This window comes from Micromonospora parva (assembly GCF_040649675.1).
GTDB classification, from domain to species: domain Bacteria; phylum Actinomycetota; class Actinomycetes; order Mycobacteriales; family Micromonosporaceae; genus Micromonospora; species Micromonospora parva.
The window spans coordinates 535,945-555,302 of the sequence record NZ_JBEZFX010000002.1; the positions used below are offsets into that span (position 1 = coordinate 535,945).

General features: G+C 69.7%; 9 protein-coding genes. 3 read left to right on the forward strand and 6 right to left on the reverse strand.

The features are described 5' to 3' along the window. Positions 1–125: 125 nt before the first annotated feature. Positions 126–10,028, reverse strand: coding sequence for a polymorphic toxin-type HINT domain-containing protein (locus AB0C03_RS07720; protein WP_357635334.1), 9,903 nt, complete (start codon positions 10,026–10,028; stop codon positions 126–128). An 865-nt stretch (positions 10,029–10,893) separates the two neighbouring features. On the opposite strand from AB0C03_RS07720, the gene AB0C03_RS07725 reads away from it, so the two are divergent. Then, positions 10,894–11,571 (forward strand): UCP032817 domain-containing protein, encoded by a 678-nt coding sequence (locus tag AB0C03_RS07725; protein ID WP_357635336.1) that lies wholly within the window; start codon positions 10,894–10,896, stop codon positions 11,569–11,571. Between the two features lie 28 nt (positions 11,572–11,599). On the opposite strand, the gene AB0C03_RS07730 is transcribed toward AB0C03_RS07725, so the two are convergent. From AB0C03_RS07730 to AB0C03_RS07745, 4 genes are read right to left on the reverse strand one after another with little or no spacing between them, the layout of a single operon-like run. Continuing rightward, a complete protein-coding gene (locus AB0C03_RS07730) occupies positions 11,600–12,118 on the reverse strand; it encodes a 2'-5' RNA ligase family protein (protein ID WP_030337870.1) in 519 nt (172 codons plus the stop codon). Between the two features lie 60 nt (positions 12,119–12,178). After that, positions 12,179–13,378: a low temperature requirement protein A gene (locus AB0C03_RS07735; protein WP_081884184.1), complete on the reverse strand. Its 1,200-nt coding sequence runs from the start codon at positions 13,376–13,378 to the stop codon at positions 12,179–12,181. Between the two features lie 27 nt (positions 13,379–13,405). Beyond that, the gene (locus AB0C03_RS07740) at positions 13,406–14,011 is read right to left on the reverse strand and encodes a response regulator transcription factor (protein ID WP_030337872.1); all 606 of its coding nucleotides are present in this window, start codon (positions 14,009–14,011) and stop codon (positions 13,406–13,408) included. Then, entirely contained in the window at positions 14,008–15,162 is a 1,155-nt protein-coding gene (locus AB0C03_RS07745) for a sensor histidine kinase (RefSeq protein WP_030337873.1), read from the reverse strand. The genes AB0C03_RS07740 and AB0C03_RS07745 overlap by 4 nt, the downstream gene beginning before the upstream one ends. Before the next feature lie 132 nt (positions 15,163–15,294). On the opposite strand from AB0C03_RS07745, the gene AB0C03_RS07750 reads away from it, so the two are divergent. Then, positions 15,295–16,209, forward strand: a complete 915-nt coding sequence (locus AB0C03_RS07750) for a hypothetical protein (RefSeq protein ID WP_210860747.1) — start codon at positions 15,295–15,297, stop codon at positions 16,207–16,209. Positions 16,210–16,314: 105 nt separating this feature from the next. Beyond that, positions 16,315–18,048: a DEAD/DEAH box helicase gene (locus tag AB0C03_RS07755; protein ID WP_030337875.1), complete on the forward strand. Its 1,734-nt coding sequence runs from the start codon at positions 16,315–16,317 to the stop codon at positions 18,046–18,048. Positions 18,049–18,142: 94 nt separating this feature from the next. Here AB0C03_RS07755 and AB0C03_RS07760 read toward each other — a convergent pair whose 3' ends face one another. Further along, positions 18,143–19,339, reverse strand: coding sequence for a right-handed parallel beta-helix repeat-containing protein (locus AB0C03_RS07760; protein ID WP_357635345.1), 1,197 nt, complete (start codon positions 19,337–19,339; stop codon positions 18,143–18,145). Positions 19,340–19,358 lie beyond the last annotated feature (19 nt).

Genomic DNA, 19,358 nt, shown 5'->3' on the forward strand with positions numbered 1-19,358 from the left:
GCGACGTGTTCACCGAGCGCATAAAGTGCGTCCCAAAGCCACTCGGCCGTCTCTAGATCAAGTCGAACGACCACGACCCCGTCGTCCAATTCGACAGATGTACCGAACCGATCTTCTTCCATCACTTATCCTTGGGTGTTTCGTGTGACGATAATCTTTATCTTCGCATAAACATCTTCGTGCCTCACGCCCGGCAGCCCGACGGGCCACCGAGCCTCACCGGGGGGTGAGTTACGCGGAGACAGTGGCTGGACCGGCGTGTAGAACTCGACCCCCCGCTTACCGTCCGGCAAGGCCCCCCGATAAGCCTGAACCATCGGCCGATCCTGGAACGAAATTCGCGCGACCCTGCCCCAAAGTTCACCACTATCCACCATCTGAGCAGCCACCTCGTCCCCCTGCGTAGGAGACCACAGTCGATGGAATGGCCCATAGAGACGATCACCCGCTGCGCTCTCAATGAAGTCTTCGCCGCAGTTGTGAACAAGGATTGAAGCATCCGCAGCTACCACATAGTACGTGTGGATGACATCGACCGTGAGGTTGTATACCTGACGCTGGTCGGTCCACTTGCGAGTGGCAACCACAGACGCTGGCCGGTGGTCAGCTGTCTCGAAGACATAACCGCTCGCAAGGTCCTTCGCCTCGACCCATCGGTTCTGAACAGCGACCCAGAACGGGTGGCTGGCCGTGGCGGTTAGCTTCTCCGTCCGGTCACCCTTCTTGCCGTCTGTGTCGACAGTGACCTCGACGAGGTCCTTGGTACCCGCTCCGAGAATGAGTGCCGTAACCGCGCGCTCCTCGGTACGTCCGGTCGTGGGATCGGTGGCGAGCACCTTCTCGCCGACCCGCACCTGGTCGATGCGCTTGGAGTTGCCGTCCGCCATCAGCACCCGCGTTTCGCCGGTGAAGCTGTTGCTGGCGCACTTACCGAGCAGACCTCGACCAATGCTGCGGGCCTCGCCCACGCCCGCGTTGAGCGCCTTGCTGCCGGCCGACCGGAGCCCACCGCTCAGCCCACGGATACCCGCGCCCAGCGCCTGGCCACCGATGGAGCCGAGCGCACCACCGAGAGCGCCGGTGAGACCGCCCATGGCGGTGGCGCCGGCAAGATCTGACCCGCGCTTACCGTCCATGTAGCCGGTGACCGCCGAGCCGACCGCCCCGGCGAGTGCCCCGCAGGCCACCGCCCCGACACCGGTCCAGCCGATCGCCGCGCCGCAGCCCAGACCGACGACGGCACCGACGGCGAAGCCGGCGATCTCGGCGGCGTGCTCGTCGACGAACTGGGTCGCCTTGTCCCAGATCTTCTCGGCGCCCTCGACGAGCGGCGTCAACCTCTGTGCGGCTTCCAGCCAGAGGTTCTGGCTGTATTTTTGCGGGTCCTTGATGGCCATTGTGGTGACCGCGACGACGCTCGCCGCCACCTTGAAACCGGTGGACACCACCTTGCCGAGCGCGATGATGGGCTTTGTCAGGGCCTGGATCACCGGCAACTTGGTGAACTTGACCGCGTTCTTGATGGCCGACTTCGCGGCGGCTGTCACCGCGACCTTGGCTTGGTAGATGCGTTGCGCAACGAGTTGCTTCTGCTGTTTTGCCCAGTCGGCAGCGCGGGCGAGCTGCTTGGCTCCAGACTGGATCTGCTTGCCGACGTAGCGGACGGCGTTCATCGTCTTTTCGCCGAGCCACTTCGCGGTGCTGGAGATGACCCGGCCGACTGCCTTGAGGCCGGACACGGCCAGGTTGACGGTGTAAGAGACGAGGCTCCTGGCGCCGTTGTAGATGGAGGCGCCGACGTTGTACGCCGTCTTGACCACATTGGAGGTGACGTTCGCTACCGCGCTCGCGGCACGCTTCACCCAGCGCGGCCAGTGCCCGTCCGGGTCGTCGAAGTCCAGCGGGGCGCCAGCCCCGTAGGTGTAGCGGTTGGCCAGGATCGAGTCGCCGGTGGTGTAGTTGACGCTGTCCCGCGAGGTGAACGTTCCGGTGCCGGGCTGGTACCAGCGGGCGCCCATGTCGACCTGCCCGGTGTCGGGGTCGGTCCAGTCCCCCTGGAAGCCCAACCGGCCGGTGCTGCCGACACTGGTCACCTTCTTGCCGAACGGGTCGTACGCGGTGGAGTCGTTCAGCGTTGACAGTTGGGTGTCGGCCGGGTTGATCGCCGCCACCACGTCACCGTGGGCGTCGGTCAGCGACAGGCGCTTGTCGGCGCCCTGGGCGGTGGCGAGCAGCTCGTCGTTCGGCCCGCGACCGTAGTACTCGACGCCGTCGTGAACCACCTCGTCGCCCAGGCCGGCGTAGATGAAGGAGTTGCCGGTACGGGACGTCAGCCGGTCCAGCCCGTCGTAGCTGTAGGTCTGGCCCTGCGCCGCGGTGAGGCGGTCGAAGGCGTCGAACGAGTACTGCTCGGCCAGACCGGAACTGGTCCGGGTCCGCAGGGTGCCCCTCGGGGTGTACGCGTAGGTGTAGTCGCCGTCGGAGAGCAGCCGGTTGCGTTCGTCGAAGGTGGCGGTCTTGGACCCGGCCCGAATCCGGTTGCCGCTGGCGTCCCAGGCGTACGTGACGGTCCCGGCCGGACTGGTCCAGGAGATCAGCCGGCCGGCCTTGTCGTAGTCGTAGGTGTTGTTGCCGGCGCCGGCGGTGCCGGTGGTGTTCTTGCTGGTGAGGTGGCCGTTCAGGTCGAAACCGTAGGTGACCGAGGCCACCGTCTGACCACCCCCGTTGCGCAGCACGTCGCTTTCGATCCGGCCGTAGTCGTCGTACCCGAAGGTGCGGACGCGGCCGGCGCCGTAGTCGACGGTCTTGACGTCACCGGCGGCGTCGTAGTCCAGCTTCTGCTGCTGGCCGGTGATCCCGTCGGTGAGGGTGTCGAGGCGACCCTTGAGGTAGCCGAAGGTGGCGGTGCCGGTCAGATCGGTGCGGGTGGTCAGCTGGCCGTCGTCGTTGTAGTCGAAGCTCGCCGTGCCGGACGTGCCGGCGGTGGACAGCAGCCCACCCCTGTCGTTCCAGTCGTACGTGTTGCTGCCACCGGGGGCGTTGACGCTGGTCAACCGGCCGCCCTGGTCGTAGTCCAGGGTCCGGGTCGCGGTCGGGGTGTCACCCCCGGAACCGGTCTCCACTGTCAGTCGACCGGACGCGTCGTAGGTCCGCGTGCGGCTCACCCCACCCGGGGCGCTGAGCCGCACGGCGTTGCCGTCGGCGTCGTACGCGACGGTCCAGGTCCGGTCCGCGGCGTTCGGGTGACTCGCCGTGGACGGCTCGATCGCCGACTCCGGCAGGCCCAACGTGTTGTAGGTGTAGATGGTGGAGTTGTTGCGGCCGTCGGTGTAGCGGGTCCGGTTGCCGGCGGCGTCGTACCCGAAGGTGGTGGTGATCGGGTCCGCGTCGGTCGGCTCGACCTGCGTGACGAGCTGGTCCGCGGCGTCGTACTCGTAGGTGGTGACGGTGTTGTAGGGGTCCTTCGACGAGGTCATGTTTCCGGCCTCGTCGTAGCCGTAGCTCTGGGTGCGCAGGACCGTGCCGTCGGCCTTGAGGTTCATGGTGCTGGTCTGGTTGCCGAACTGGTCGTACCCGGTCCGGGTGGTGCGACCGAGGCCGTCGGAGACGCGGACCTGGCGGCCGGCGAAGTCGTACCCGAAGATCGTGGCCTCGCCGGTCGGGGCGGTGCTGCGGGTGATCTCACCGGCTGCGTTGAAGGTGTTGACAGTGGTCGCCCCGGTCGGGGACGACGACGAGGTCAGGTTGCCCGCGTCGTCGTAGGCGAGCTTGCTGACCAGGTTGCGGGTGGTCGGCCGCCGCTCCACGACGGTCTGGGTCACCTGCCGGTCGAGATCGTCGTAGGTCGACTCGACCCGCGCGCCGGTCGGGCCGGTGACCGAGAGGACCTCACCGGTGCGGGTGTAGGTGTAACGGGTGAGCGCCCGGTCGTCGTTGGTCTTCGCCGGCTCGTCCCGGACGGTCAGCCGGTTGAGCTGGTCGTAGGTGTAGCTGGTGGTGCCTGCCGGGTCGGTCTCCTCCAGCACGTTGCCCACGGCGTCGTAGCGGCGCTTGTGTTCCGGGGTGACCGTCTGGGAGACCCCGGGAGCCTGGTACGTCGGGGCGAGGCTGCGCACCACCCGGCCGAGCTTGTCGTACTCGGAGGTGGAGACCCGTCCCAGCGGGTCCTTGACCGCGACCTGCTCGCCGAAGGTGTTGTAGCCGACCGAGCTGGTCGGGCTGGTGGGGACGGCCGGGTTCCCGTCGCTCTCGGCCAGGACGGTCGGGCCGCTCTGCCCGATCGGGCGGCCGAGTTCGTCGTAGCGGAAGGTGCTGGTGAACTTTGCCTTGTCGGCGCCGGAGACGTTGCCGCGCGGGTCGGTCACCGAAATGCGCAGACCACGCTTGTCGTACGTGTAGCTGGTCACCCGGGTCTCGCTGCCGGCGGTGACCTTCTCGGTGAGCACGTTGCCGGAGTCGTCGTAGGTGTAGTCGACGACCTCGGAGGTGGCCGGCACCAACCAGCTCAGGTTCGACGGGTTACCGGTGCGGACGACCTGCTTGACGTTGCCGTTGAAGTCGTAGGTGAAGGATTCGGTGCGGCGCAGCCCGCTGGGGTCCTGGACGGTCTTCGCCACCTTGCCGGCCCTGTCCGGCGTGTGGTCGGTGATCTGGGTGCCGTTGGCGCCGACCTTGCGGGTCACGTTGCCGGCCCCGTCGTAGGTGTTCTCCTCCACGACGTAGTCCCGCTTGGAGCCGTCCGGGTTACGGAAGTCCTTGAGAGTGATCTTCTCCAGCAGGTCGTCGCGGTAGTACTTGTACTCCAGTCGCCGGCCCATGGCGTCGGTGTCGCTGGCCAACCGCCCGGCGAAGTCGTACGAGTAGGAGTGCAGGACGAGGTAGTCGCCGGTGCCGGTGCCGGGGGTACCGGCCGGGTCGCTGCGCCAGTCCCGCAGCCGGACCTCGGCCACCTTGTTCTGGGCGGTGTACGCCCAGTCGTAGCGGTTGCCGTTGGCGTCGGTCATTGTCGTCTTGTTGCCGAACCGGTCGTAGCCGAAGCTGGTCTCGTTGCCCTCCGGGTCGACGACCCGGACCGGCCGGCCCTCGTCGTCGTACTCGGTGCTGGTGACCCGCTCGGGGTCACCTCCGAGCAGGTCGGAGACGGTGACCTTGGTGGGGTTGCCGTCGGCGTCGTACTCGTTGACGGTTCGGCTCTGGTGCTGTTTGCCGGTGACCGTGTCGGTGGTGACCGGCCCGGTGACGGTGGCGACCCGTGAGTGTCCGTCGTAGGTGAAGGTGGTGGTGACGCCCGCGGGATAGGTGTCGGAGATGACCTTCTCGGTGATCCGTCGGCCGAGCGCGTCGTAGGTGTACTCGGTCACCAGCCCGGAGGGCTCGGTCACCTTGTGCAGGTCACCGTTGGCGTAGTACGCGTAGGCGGTGGGCTTGGTCTGGGCGTTGGTGATGCTCCTGGCCAGCATCCCGGGCGGGATGATGCCGTTGACGCCGACCTCGCCGCCGCTGGTGTAGGCGTGGGTGACCAGGCTGCCGTCCGGGTTGGTCTGGGTGAGCAGCTGTCCGCTGGGGTGGTACGTGAAGGAGGTCAGGAAGTTGGTGTCGGTCGGCCCGGTGGAGCGGCCGTCGCGCTGAGCCACCACCAGGTCGATCCGAGGGTCGAACTGGTCGGTGATGGTGGTCGAGTAGGTGTAGTAGTTCGTGAAGCACTGCGTGGGCGTACGGCAGCTCTTGCGGGTGGCGAGACGGCCCCTGCTGTCGTAGGTCATCTCGACCGTGTCGCCGTTCTCGTTGGTGACCATGCTCTGCTGGCCGTCCTCGTTGTAGGAGAACGAGCGGATGGCCATGCCGTCCAACGGGTGCCGCACGAAGATCGGCCCACCGGCGTCGCCGGGGATCACCGTGCAGAAGGCGGGGTCGTTCGGGTCGGGCTGGGTGCAGACCTCGGTGGGCGGCGGGCTCGGCGTCGGGCTGGTCTGCCCGGGCCGGTCCTCCTCCCGCGTCTCCAGTCCCAGCGGGGTGCCGGAGCGCAGCAGACGACCGGCGAGCGCGTCGTACTCGTACAGGTAGGGGCGGTTGGCCGGATCGAGGACCTGGACGCTGCGCCGCAGGTCGGTGTCGCCGCCGTAGACAGTGGGCTGGCCCACCTTCCAGGTACCGCCGTTGTCGTCGGTGTACTCCTTGACCCGGTCGGTGGCCGTGTCGTACTCGACCTCGGTGGCGACCCGGCCACTGGGCAGGGTGACCCGGGTCAGCTGCTGGGCGGCCGGCTTGGCGTACTGGAAGTGCGCCTTGGCGGTGTCCGGTCCGATCGGGTGGGAGTAGACGGCGACCTCGTCGATGGTGCCGGCGAAGTAACGCTGGGCGGTGCCGCCCCAGCCGGGCCACGAACCGGGCGTCGTCGCCGAGGCGAGGCCGACCTGGTTGAAGGTCAACAGCGAGTGCTCGATCGGCTGCCCGGTCTGCGCGGCCGGGGTGGGAACCTTGACCCCGTCGAGGTACATGGTCTGGGTGTTGGCCATCGCGGAGAGCACCACGTGGTGCCACTGGTTGTCGTTGACGACCTTGGTCGAGGTGAACGGCGCGATCGTGCCGTTGGCGAACTGGCCGCGCAGGAGACCGTCGCTGCCGGTGTAGAGCAGCGGGACGCCGCTGGTGGCGGCGGTGCCGACGGCCTTGTCCTGGTAGCCGATGAGCGGCCCGCCGGTCTGGGTCAGGCCGATCTTGAACCACAGCTCGACGGAGACGTCGCGGCTCTTCTTGATCAGGCCCTTGGGCAGCTCCAGGTATGCGGAGGTGCCGTTGAAGCCGGCGGCGGTGCCGGTGGTGCCCTCCAGCACGCCGGGCTGGCCCAGCGTGACGTTGTTGCGGTACGTGCCGGCGTCCTTGCCCAGGTTGATCGCCACGTCGCTGGCCGCGCCGGTGCCCTCGGCCTCACCGAGGTGGTAGTACGAGTCGGGTTTGGCGTCGAGAACGGCGGTGCGGTAGTGCGACCCGGGCGCGTAGGTGTAGTTGGTGCAGGCGGATTCCGGGCCGCAGACCTTGGTCAGCAGGTCACCCGTGTAGGTGTAGTTCCAGGTCAGCGCCGCGCCGTTGACCGCGTCGGTGCTGACCGTGGCGATGCGGTTGCCGTTCCAGGTGAAGCGCAGCGACCGGCCGGCGGTGTTGCTCTGGCTGTTGGCGACCTGCGCCTTGGCGAGCTTGCCGGTCATCGGGTCGGGGATCAGATTCACCGAACGTCCGGAGATGTCGGTGATCTTCTGGAGCTTGTTGAGCAGGGAGAACTGGTAGATGCTGCCGGAGCGGTCGACCAGCTTCCAGTTGCTGCTGTCGACGGTGAGCTTCGCGACCCGGCCCGGCGGCGGGGCGTACGTGCCGTCGGGGTTCTTGCCGAACCGCACCTCCTGGCCGTCCGGGTAGCGGACCACCACGTTGCCGGTGCCGTCGTTGTCGGGGACCAGCGTCATGTCGTACCGGCTGGACCACCCTGCGCCGAAGACACCTGTCGTGCGGGGGTCGAGGCTGTTGTAGGTGCGGACCAGGTTCAGCTCCGGCCCGACCGTCACCACGGTGGCGTCCACCGCCGAGGTGACGAAGTTTCCGGTCTGCGCGTCGAACTCGCGACCCTGCTCGGCGTTGGGTGAGGTGGCGATCCGGGACAGCAGGTCCGGTTGCGGCACCGAGCTGAACATCGTCGAGTACGGGGAGGTGACCTCGCTGGCGCTGTCCTTGACGTACGACCGCCACAGGTAGCTCTTGCCCCAGACCATCCGGCCGGCAGGCACCACCCAGGACTGCTTCGCCTGGTAGCCGGAGTTGGTGCAGTTGGTGGCCGCGCCGGCGTCGGTGCGGTCGCAGATCTCGAACTTGAACGACAGGGTGGCGCCGGGTGCGGCGTCGGTGTCCACGGCCCGGGCCCAGAGCAACGGGGTGAGCGTGGGCGCCTGGTACCCGTTCTCCGGGTACAGCTCCTGCACCACCGGCGGCACGTCGAACACCTGGAGCACGATCCGACCGGGTGGCACCTGGTGGTCGGTGAAGACCGCTCCGCCGGTACGCACCATGGTGAAGTCGAGGAAGTAGGAGCCGGGCTCCAACCGCTTGACTGTCGCGTCGAGGGTGACCTTCGCGCCACGAGCCAGGGTGGTGGGCAGGTTGGCGGCCCGCTGCTGAGTCACCGCGGCGCCGGTCTGCGCGTTGTAGACCCGGTAGGCGAGGTAGTAGTTGGCCGGCGTCCACGCCTCGGCGCCGAGGTTGGTGACTGTCACCTTCACCTTGCCGTCCTGGTTTCGCAGGACGGGCGGCTCCGGGGTGGGCTTCGGGATCGCGTACCCGGCGTTGTACGGGCTGTGCGTGACGTAGAGCGCCGGCGGGTTGGCAGTGCCGGTGCCGGCGAACTTCTTCCACGCCGACGTGTCGGTGGTGGACGCCCGCAGCGAGAGACCGTTGTTGGCCTGCTGGCCGTTGGCCCACCGCTGCACCAGGTTACGGCCACCGGCGCCGAGGTCGAACATCTCCCCGGCCGCCGGACAGGCGGACCTGGACTGGCCGAGAGCGACGTACCCGTGGGCGAACGAGCGGCTGACCAGCGCGCCACCCACCGACGGACCCGGGTACGAGTAGCCGGTGCCGGCCGACCACGACCCGGTGACCGGGTGGACGGTGACCGCGCGTGCCTTGCAGGAGGCCGCGTCGAAGTTGACAGCGGAGAGCGCGGCGCCGTGGATGGTGTGGTTCTGCAGCCGGCTCACGAGGTTGCCGAACTTGAGGTAGGCCGCGGCGTTGAAATCGCCGCCGCAGTTGCCCCCGGGGCACGCCGTGGAGGGGAAGCGCCCGACGAGCAACTCGTTGGTGCCGGAGGTGGAGCTACCCCCGTGCACGGACATGCTGCTGTCGGAGTTGAGCGCGTCCACCGGCGGGCCGACAGTCGGGTCGACCTCGACCGGGTACCGCCGGGCGGGGTCAGCCAGCCAGGCCCGGTCGGGGGTTACCTTCAGCGCGGTGTGCCCACCCGTGGTGATCAGCTCGTAGGCGACCTTGGTCGAGGTGGCGGGACCAGCCGTGCCCGAGCCGGCGTCCACCATGTAACCCGGCGGGATGACCCCGCGCTGGTGCCCGGCCCGGTCGGTCAGGACGATCTGGCCGTCGACCAGTTTCGCGGTGAGGTTGCGCAGGTTCAGCGGGAACACGTACGAGGTGGGCGCCTTGGCCGAGTGCAGGACCAGGGTTTCCTTCACGCCACCGGCTCGCGGCTCCAGGCGCAGGTCGACCTCGGGGCGTACGCCGGGGTAGGTGACGGCGGTGCCGTTCATCCGTCCCGGTGCGTTGGTCGCCTCGGCCAGGCCGAAGCCGAACTCGGTGTCACCGTCGAAGCTCAGCCGGGCCAGTTGACTCGCCGCGCCGTTCCCGGCGAGGTGCAGTCCGACCGAGTCGGCAGTGGTCTGCCACCCGTCGGCGGCGGGCACCAGAGTGTGGTCGATGGCCGCCCAGCTGCCGTCGGGCTTGCGGTAGTTGATCGGGGCGGAGGAGAACTCGGTCGTCTGGGTGCCGTCGGCGTTGTCGAAGACGCGTTGGTCGACAGCGCGCTCGGCCGGTCGTTCCCGGCTGGTTCGCTTGTCGAAGCCGCGGGTGTCGTCGACGGGTGCGGTGGCCACCGACGCCTTGTTACGCCCGGGGGCCGGCTTGTCGGCGAGTTTGTGCGGCGGGTACTGCCCGCGCAGCGACTTCGGAAGGTCGCGGTTGGGTCGTCCGGACGTCACGTGCGCCTTGCCCGCCGCCGAACCCCAGGCCTGGCTTGGCTTCGCGCCGCCACCCCGACCGGTGGAGGCGACACCGTCACGGTCCCGGCTACCGCCCGCCGGCAACGCGGTCACCCCGCTGCCACCCAGGTTGAGGATCAGCACACCGGCGAGGGCCGCGGCCAGGAGGGATCGAGTGGTGCCGGAGCCGAACACCGAGCGGTGCCGGAGGAGCCGACCACGCAGATCGGTCAGCCGACCGCGCGGGTCGGGCAGATGCCGAGTGCTGAAGGACATGGTTGGTCACCCCTGGATCGAGGACGGGCGGAGCGGCAGAGACAGGCACGCACGGACCGCGAGACCGGCGAAGGCCCCACACAGTCGGACGGGTGATCGCCGTACCTCTCTACGGGCACGGCGGCGCGCATCGACCCATCGGTCGACGAGAATTTCAGGAGATAGGAAGAGGCAATCCGGGCGGACCGAATTCACGCCGGAGCGGATCGCCCAACACAATCAATAACGACTCGGCACGGCACAATGCCGCCAGGTCAACGGTCACAGCTTCACACCCCCGTGTGCTGTTACTCATCGATATGCCGCTGTAGGTTGCAGCACCGCCCATCGGCTGTCAAGGCACGGCCACAGAAAGCTCGCTGATCAGCACTGCGACCAGGGATGATTACTTTCCGCTAAGCGGCAGGTCATTTGATGGCTTAAGTCCGTTTGCCGCCCACGCCGTCCGGCTCGTTGGCCGTCCATCATGGACGCCGCCGGACTCCACCATCGAACGACGCTTCCGTCCGCCGGCCACGCCTGACAGGAGATCCACGGTCACTGACGACGAGCCTGTCATGGCGGGTGAATCCACCCGTCAACCAGCCGGCAATCACGGCCACAAAATCCATCACAGTCAATACTGTGCTTTCGGTTGAGGATTACGTGAACGTGTCGTATTTGTCCAGGCAATCCGCAATAGGGACGCCTTCTCGGCGTCGACGCTTGCGTTGACCGGCGCGGCCTCAATCCGCTGGGCAACCGGGGCGGGGCCTTCGACAGCAGCGTCGGTTTGCCTACTGCCCCTACCCTGAAGGAGCCGCGGCGCCACTTCGGCAAGTCGGGGCCCTAGCGCCTGCACCCCCGGGCGGATGGAAGTAACCGCATGATCTGGACGAAGTTCAGCAGCGACCGCAACCCTCGCCGACTCCGCGCCGTGTCCGATCTGCGGTTTCCCGCCAGCGGGCGTCAGCATCTACGAAACCGGCATCCCCAGCTCAGCGACGAAGACATCGCTCTCGTCGAAACCGCGACCCGGCAGTGGTTCCGGATCATCGCCCGCCAGCCGGGCGCGAAGCTGTCGATGCCGTCGGTGGTGGTGGACGATCTGTGGCAGCAGCTGACCCTGCATGCGCAGGACTACGCCACGTTCTGCGACACCGCGTTCGGGCGCCCCCCGCAGCACCGGCCAGGGTCGGCGACAAGCGACGACACGACCGACGACAGTCGCCGTTCCCTTCTGCTCTCCACGCTCAGGCACGGCCGCCGGGACGAGGGGGGCGGCTCGGACAGCCTTCCGCTGTTGTTCCGGGTGGACCAAGAACTGCACATCCACAATGGCAACCGTTACCTCGCGGACTGCGGAGGCCGTGGCGAGTGTTTCCCGGTTTCCGACCGGGTCTGCCTGCAACACCTCGCAGGGCCGGGCAAGCGGCCCAAACCACCCGGCATTCGTGGCGATTTGCCCTTCAACGACGGCCGTCACGGCTACGCCGGCGGTGCGGGCGGCAGCGGTGGCGGCGAGTTCAGCGGAGACGGCGATGGCGGTGGGGGCAGCAACTGAGGCCCGCCCGGACGGTACGGCGCTTGCGTCAGCGGAGCCGGGTCAGCGCTGTCACCGACCGGTCCGTGCCGTCGTAGCTGCGGGCGGCGGCGAAGGCGCCCGTCGGACGCTGTCCACCGGCGACGGCGCGGGCCAGCCGCAGGTCCGCGTTGCGGAACCGCAGGGCCAGGCTCAGGTGCGGCACCCACGCGCCGGGAGCGTGCCACGGACGCTGCCCCTCAGCCTCGGCGAGAACATCCCAGACGGCGGCGTGCAGCGCGGTCAGCGCCGGGTTGGGTTGGACCAGCCAGACCAGTGGGGCGCTGCCGTCGAGAACGACCACCCGGTCGAGGGTCACCGGCACCGGCAGCGTGGCGTCGAACATCTCGGCCAAGCGGTGCTCGACCCCCGGCGGGAACTCGTCGACGGCGGCGAGGGTGAGGTGCGGCCGGTTGGTGGGGTGGACGTTGCGGTCCAGGCTGGGCAGCCCGGCGGCCGCCAGCCGGCCCCAGACCGCCCGGACCGCGACCTCCAGACCGGGTGAGCAGAGCAGTTCCACCGTACGCACGCGCCCACGCTAGCCGCAGTGCCCAGGCCGCCCTCCCCGGATGGGCAGCGGGCCGCCGCGTCACACCGCGTGACGACGGGAACGGTCCCCGTCCGGCACCGGGTTGACCTCACCCGCGATCCGGGCCCGGTGGGTCAGGTCGAAGATGGCGACGACGGTGATGGTGGCCGCGCCCAGCAGGCCGACCGCCAGCGGCGGGAGTCGCGCCGCCACGGGGCTCAGGATCAGGCACGCCGCCACGGCCGCGAGGCAGTGCCTCGTCAGGCGGCCGAACACCCAGATCTCGAAGATCATCCGCCCGACGAGGAAGGTCAGTGGCCCGATCAGGATCGCCACGACGTTGCCGGCCGAGCGCTGCCCGCCGGGCTCCTTGAGCATCAACTCGCCGCCGATGCCGGTGAGCAGGATGCCCGCCACCATCACCAGATGGGTGTAGCTCGCCCGCAGGTTGAGCCGGTACGGGTCGACGGCGGTGTCGATCTTCACGGCGAGGCTGCTCGTGGTGCGGTAGAAGTAGGTCCACCAGAGAAAGACCACCGTCCAGAAGGTGAGCAGGAACGCGGTGGTGTCCGCCAGGTCCCGCGTCGACAGCCGGTAGAAGTTGCCGGTGGCCAGGATCGTCTCGCCGAGGGCCAGGATGATGAACTGCCGGTACCGCTCGTTGAGGTGTTCGCCCGAGAGGTGCCACTCGGTGGCCCGCGCCCGGCCGAGCCCCGGAACCGGCCACCCCAGGACCGGCCCCGAGTAGTCGATCGCCAGCGCGCACGCCCACAGCACGACCCGGGCGTCGTCGCCGTCGGCCGCGGCTCCGGCGAACCAGACCGTCCCGGACAGCAGATACCAGACGATTCCCCGGACCGGCCGACGCCAGGCCGGGGTGCCGCGCAGGTAGAGGGCCATGACCAGGGTACGGCCGAGGTGGATCCCGAGGTACGCGCTGACGAAGACGAAGGCCTGGTCACCGAAGGCGTCCGGAACGTTGATGGACATCAGCAGACTGCCGAGCATCACGCAGATGATCAGAATCTGCACCGTGGGTCGTTCGCAGTCGAGGCTGTCGGTGGCCAGGTTGGTGTTGTACCAGATCCACCAGAAGGCGAGCAGGAAGATCACGGCCTGCGCGTCGGCGAGCAGGCTGGGCTCCTCGACCAGGGTCGCCGACAGCCGGCCGAGGGTGAAGATGAAGACAAGGTCGAAGAAGAGCTCGACGGCACTGGAACGCACCGGGTCGACCGGACCCGCTGCGACTTTCCTGGGCATTTGCCCATCTTGACAGCCGGCCGATACTCAGAGCCAGCCGTTGTCCCGGGCGGTGCGGACCGCTTCGGCCCGGTCGGCAGCGCCGAGCTTCTGCACGGCGGCGGAGAGGTGGTTGCGCACGGTGCCGGTGGACAGGTGCACCCGGCGGGCGATCACCGCGACCGGGGCGCCGACCTCGGCCAACCGCAGGGTCTCCAGTTCCCGTGGGGTCAGCGGGCACGGGGGCAGGGTCAGCGCGTCGGCGGCCAACGACGGGTCGACGTAGCGACCTCCGGCGTGCACTCGGCGGATCACGTCGGCGAGCGCCCCACCCGGCGCGCCCTTGGGCAGGAACCCTCGGGCGCCAGCGGTCAACGCCTGGCGCAGGTGCCCGGGCCGGCCGTGCCCGGTCAGCACGACCACCGCGCAGTCAGGCCGGACCCGGGTCAGCTCGGCGGCCACCGCGATGCCGTCCAGGCCCGGCATCTCCAGGTCCACCACCGCCACGTCCGGGCGGTGCGCCAGCGCCGCGCTGACGGCTGCCGGGCCGTCGGCGGCGTGTGCCACCACCTCGACGTCCGGTTCCAGGTCGAGCAGCGCGGCGACGGCGACCCGGATCAGCTCCTCGTCGTCGGCGAGCAGGACGCGGATCACGACCGCGCCGGCACTGTGGCTTCGAGGGTGAAGATCGCATCCTCCCGGCGTACCCGCAACTCTCCCCCGGCGGCGGCGAGTCGGTCGGCCAGCCCCCGCAGGCCGTGGCTGTGCGCGTCCGGGCCGCTGTCGTCGGCACCGTCGTTGGCCACTGTCATCCTGGCCACGTCATCCTCCCAGTCGATGCGGATCCGGCACCAGTCGGCCCGACTGTGCCGCAGCACGTTGGTGCTCGCCTCGCGCAGCACCGCCGCCAACTCGACGGCGGCCGGTTGCGGCAGGTCCGTCGGTGGCGGCACCACCGTGCACCGCACCCCGCAGGAGCGCAGCACCCCCACCACGGCGGTGAGCTGTTCGTCGAGGTCGACGGCCCGGTAGCCGTGCACTGTCTCGCGCACCTCGCTCAGCGCGGAGGCGGCCAACCGTTGCACCTCGGCGGCCTCCCGCCCGGCCCGTTGCGGGTCGACCGGGGCGAGCCGGGCGGCGAGTTCGGCCTTCAACGCGATCACCGTGAGCCGGTGCCCCAGCACGTCGTGCACGTCGCGGGCGAAGCGCAACCGCTCCTCGGCCGCGGCCAGCCGAGCCTGCGCGGCCTGGCCCTGCCGGGCCTCCACGAGCAGGTCCCAGAACCAGACCTGGAACCCGTTGACGGCGGCGACGGCCACGCCGATCCCACCGGTCACGCCGAGGTGGCGCGGGACGGAACCACCCGTGCACCAGGCCACCGCGACCGTCACCGCCAGCACACCGGCCGTCACCGCCAGGGCGGCCCGCCACCGCACCAGCAGCGGCGTCATGCCGATCAGCGCCGCACCGAGCCAGGCCCAGGTCGGCCAGCTGCCGGCCGCCACCGGACCCACCAACGGAACGGTCAGTACCGCCACCCCGACCAGGCTCAGCTCGGCCCGACGCCGCCAGCGCCGGTCGAGCCACGGCGTCACCGCCGTGTACAGCACGACGGTCTGGGCGACAACGAAGGCGAGAATGCCGGCCGCGCCGAGCGCCACCCGGCCCGGGTCGGGCTCGCGGGTCAGGCCGACCGCCGGTAGCAGGACGCTCGCCCAGACGCCGGTGGCCAGCGACACCAGCGTCGCCTGCCGGGCGCGGCGCAGCCGGCGGTCCGCCCGGGGAGTCACCGCCTCGCTCGACACGCACCGATCCTAGGACCGCCGCGCGCCTGCTCCACCCCGGCGAATCGTCACTGTCGAACCGTGGAATCCGCACGGTTTTCCCGTGACGAACGGGTCTGCCGCCCACCCCGGTGACACCGGCAGGGTCGAGGCATGGAAAACACCAGGATGTACGCGGACAGCGTCACCGCCGTACCGTCACCAGCGCCGCTGCCCACCGACGACCCGACGCCTCCGGGCCCGACGCCGACCAGCGCGGCAGCGGCCCACAGCCGGCGGCGACTGCTGTGGCACCTGGGCGAGATGGCGCTGGCCATGGTCGCCGGGATGCTGCTGCTCGCGCCGTTGTGGGAGCTGGCCGGCACCGCTCTGGGCGTCGGCGGCACGTTGGCCCGGCCGGAGGTCGCCGCATTGGTGATGGCCACGAACATGACAGTCGGGATGACGGTGGTGATGCGCTACCGGGCGCACCGCTGGCTGGCGGTCGGCGAGATGGCAGCCGCGATGTACGTCCCGTTCCTGCTGCTGCTCGTGCCGTTCCGGGCCGGCCTGATCGGTGCCGACGCCATGGTCCTCGGCGGTCACCTGCTGATGATCCCGGCGATGGTGCTGGTGGCGGTCCGGCACCGACACGAGACGTCGGCGCCGGTCCGCCGGCACCCGGCCGTGGTGGCGCTCGCCCACCGCTGGCCGACCGGGTTGGCGCTGCTGATGACAGTTGACATGTGGGTCGACCCGACCGTGCTCAGCCCGTGGACGATGCTGGTGCTGCCCGGCGGCTACCTGCTGATCGGGGCGGTCCGTGGCACGCTGGGCGGGCCGGGGGTGCTCGCCACCCAACTCGCCGGTCTGGCCGGCTGGGTCGCTGTGACACTGGCCGCGGTCGTGGTCGGCGGGCGGACCGCCGCCTGGTTGGTGGCGTTCGGTTGGTTGGCGCACGCCGGTTGGGACCTGGCGCACCACCGCCGCGCCCGGGTCGTGCCGCGCGGCTACACCGAGTTCTGCATGGTGCTCGACGTGGCCCTCGCCGCGGTGATGGTGCTGGCCATCCTGACCACGGACGGCTGACCGAGGCCGCCGCCGGGACCGGGGAACGGGCACAGCACGGGCCCGGAGACAGTTCTTGTGGCAGTCGCCGCAACGGCCCGGACGGCGTGATGAAAGGCTTGGCGCATGAGTTCCGCACCTGCACAGCACGACGCACCGACTGACGCCACCCCCGACGGCACCGACGAGGTGAGCGCCTTCACCGAGCTCGGGCTGCGCACCGAACTGCTGGGCGCGCTCGCCGCCCTCGGGTACGAGGAGCCGACCCCCATCCAACGGGAGGCTATCCCACCGCTGTTGGAAGGTCGGGACCTGCTGGGTCAGGCGGCCACCGGCACCGGCAAGACGGCGGCGTTCGCGCTGCCGCTGCTGAACCTCATGGCGGCACACCGCCAGGGTGGTGACCCGGTGGCGCTGGTGCTGGTGCCGACCCGGGAGCTGGCGGTGCAGGTCTCCGAGGCGTTCCACCGCTACGGCAAGGACCTCGGCGCGCGGGTGCTGCCGATCTACGGTGGGCAGCCGATCGGGCGCCAGCTGCGGGCACTGGACAGCGGCGTCGACGTGGTGGTGGCCACCCCCGGGCGGGCCCTCGACCACATCGCCCGGGGCACCCTGCGCCTCGGTGGGTTGGCCACGGTGGTGCTCGACGAGGCCGACGAGATGCTCGACATGGGTTTCGCCGAGGACATCGAGGCGATCCTGGAGCACGCCCCGGCGCAACGTCAGACGGTGCTCTTCTCGGCCACCATGCCGTCGCGCATCGACGGGATGGCCCGCCAGCACCTGCGCGAGCCGGTCCGGATCGAGATCGGCCGGGAGCAGCCGGTCGCCGGTGAGGCGCCCCGGGTGCGGCAGAGCGCGTACATCGTGACCCGGGCGCACAAGCCGGCCGCGCTGGGCCGGGTGTTGGACGTGGAGTCCCCGACCGCGGCGATCGTGTTCTGCCGCAGCCGCGAAGAGGTCGACCGGCTGACCGAGACGATGAACGGCCGGGGTTACCGCTCCGAGGCGCTGCACGGTGGCATGAGCCAGGAGCAGCGCGACCGGGTCATGGGCCGGCTGCGGGCGGGCACCGCCGACCTGCTGGTGGCCACCGACGTGGCGGCCCGGGGGCTGGACGTCGAGCAGCTGACCCACGTCGTCAACTACGACGTGCCGTCGGCCCCCGAGTCGTACGTGCACCGGATCGGTCGGGTGGGTCGGGCCGGCCGCGAGGGCGTGGCGATCACCCTCGCCGAGCCGCGCGAGCACCGGATGCTCAAGACCATCGAGCGGGTCACCGGCCAGCGGATCACCATCGACAAGATCCCCACCGTGGCGGACATGCGGACCCGCCGGTTGGAGCTGACCCAGGCGGCCCTGCGCGAGAGCCTGCTGGAGGACGACCTCGACCCGTACCGGGTGATCGTGGAGACGCTGACCGACGAGTTCGACCTGATGGAGGTCGCCCTCGCCGCGGTGAAGCTGGCCCACGAGGTGACGTCGCCGGGTTCCGACGACGAGGAGGAGATCCCGCAGGTTCCGGTGCGCGGCCCGCGCGAGGGTCGTCCGGAGTCCGGCGGCCGGGGCGGCGACCGGCGGGGCGGGGGTCGGCCGCGCTCCGGCGGCGGCAACACCGTCCAGGTCTTCGTCGGTCTGGGCCGACGGGCCGGGGTGCGCCCGCAGGACCTGGTCGGCGCGATCACCGGGGAGACCGGCATCCGTGGCCGCGACATCGGTTCGATCGAGATCGCCGACCGGTTCTCGCTGGTGGAGGTGCCGCAGGGGGTGGCCGACGAGGTGATCTCCGGGTTGCGGCAGAGCACCATCAAGGGCCGCAAGGCCACCGTACGCCGGGACCGCGGCGGCGACGAGCGCTGAGCGCGTCGTCGGCGACCGCCGGGGTACGACGGTCGCCGGCGACGCGCGACGGGAGTGCGAACGGTGGGGCGGTGACCGCGCCGCCCCACCGGCTCTACTCGATGTTGCCGGTGACCACGTTCTTGCCGCCGACCAGCGAGGCACCGCCCGCCGCGTGGTCGAAGGCGCGCATCACGTTGTTGCTGATGATCCAGTTGTCGCTCGTGCCGACGGTGACGATCGGCCGGTCCTGCCGGCGGGTGGTCGTCGAATCGGAGTAGATCTGGTTGCCGATCACCTGGCACAGGCCGGAGTCGCCGCCACGGATCCCGCTCTCACCGTTCTCGTGGATCTCCAGACCCATGATCCGGGTACGCCCGGACGAGAAGACACCGATGCCGTTCGAGGCGTTACGCCACAGGCGGCCACCGATGAACTGGTTGCCCCAAACCTGCCAGAGGTCGACTCCGTTCCCGGTGCCGCCGGTGCCGTTCGACTCGAGGTAGACGTTCTGGAACGTGTTCCGGTGCCCGCTGTTCCGCAGTTCAACGCCGTTGCCGACGCATCCCCAGACGTGCAGGTTGTCGAAGAAGCAGGCACCGTCGTGCAGTCGTAGGCCGGTCGCGCACTCACCGATCCAGACATTGAGGAACTCGTTGTCGTAGGCCCAGGCGTTCACGAAGATGCCGATGCCGACGCAGTCCTCGACGTTGATGTCGGTGATCTTGTTCGCGTGGGCGCTGGTGGCCTCGGCCGTGCCGACGAACTCGATGGCGTGGCTGCCCGAGTTGCTGAAGTGCAGGTGGTGGAAGGTCGACCGAGGGGCACGGATGGTCAGCAGCACCCCCGACGTGCGTCTGCCGTAGAAGTGCACGTTCGAGATCTGGTTGTAGATGCCCGACGAGACCAGGCGACCGGTGTAACCCGGGGCCGGTTGGATGATCGCCGCGCCGATGTTCTCCCCGGTCCAGGTCAGGCTGGTCGGGAAGGTGACCTCCGATCCGAGGCCGAGTCGGCCCACCGGCTGGAAGATCTCCCCACCCTCCTGCGGCAGCAGCTTCAGCGCGACCTCGACCTTCGCCGCCTCGTCACTGCCGTCGAGCAGGCAGCCGACCCGGGGGTCACGCAGGCTGAGCGCGCCCTCCCGTACCGTCGTCGGCTCGGCTCTGGCCGGTGTGGCAAGCGTCGCCACGACCGCAGCGCCGGCTCCGCCGGCGAACAGGGCCCGTCGTCCCAGCCCTCGGCCCGCTGGTTCCGGCCGGTGCGGCACCGTCGGCGGCAGGGCACCGGGCGTGTTGGCGTTCGCTTCCATGCGTCTCCCCGTGATGAAC

What these genes read in the sequence shown, in the direction of transcription:
- AB0C03_RS07720 (WP_357635334.1), bottom strand. Translation starts at nt 10,028, where the DNA reads ATGTCCTTCAGCACTCGGCATCTGCCCGACCCGCGCGGTCGGCTGACC.
- AB0C03_RS07725 (WP_357635336.1), top strand. Translation starts at nt 10,894, where the DNA reads ATGATCTGGACGAAGTTCAGCAGCGACCGCAACCCTCGCCGACTCCGC.
- AB0C03_RS07735 (WP_081884184.1), bottom strand. Translation starts at nt 13,378, where the DNA reads ATGCCCAGGAAAGTCGCAGCGGGTCCGGTCGACCCGGTGCGTTCCAGT.
- AB0C03_RS07750 (WP_210860747.1), top strand. Translation starts at nt 15,295, where the DNA reads ATGGAAAACACCAGGATGTACGCGGACAGCGTCACCGCCGTACCGTCA.
- AB0C03_RS07755 (WP_030337875.1), top strand. Translation starts at nt 16,315, where the DNA reads ATGAGTTCCGCACCTGCACAGCACGACGCACCGACTGACGCCACCCCC.
- AB0C03_RS07760 (WP_357635345.1), bottom strand. Translation starts at nt 19,339, where the DNA reads ATGGAAGCGAACGCCAACACGCCCGGTGCCCTGCCGCCGACGGTGCCG.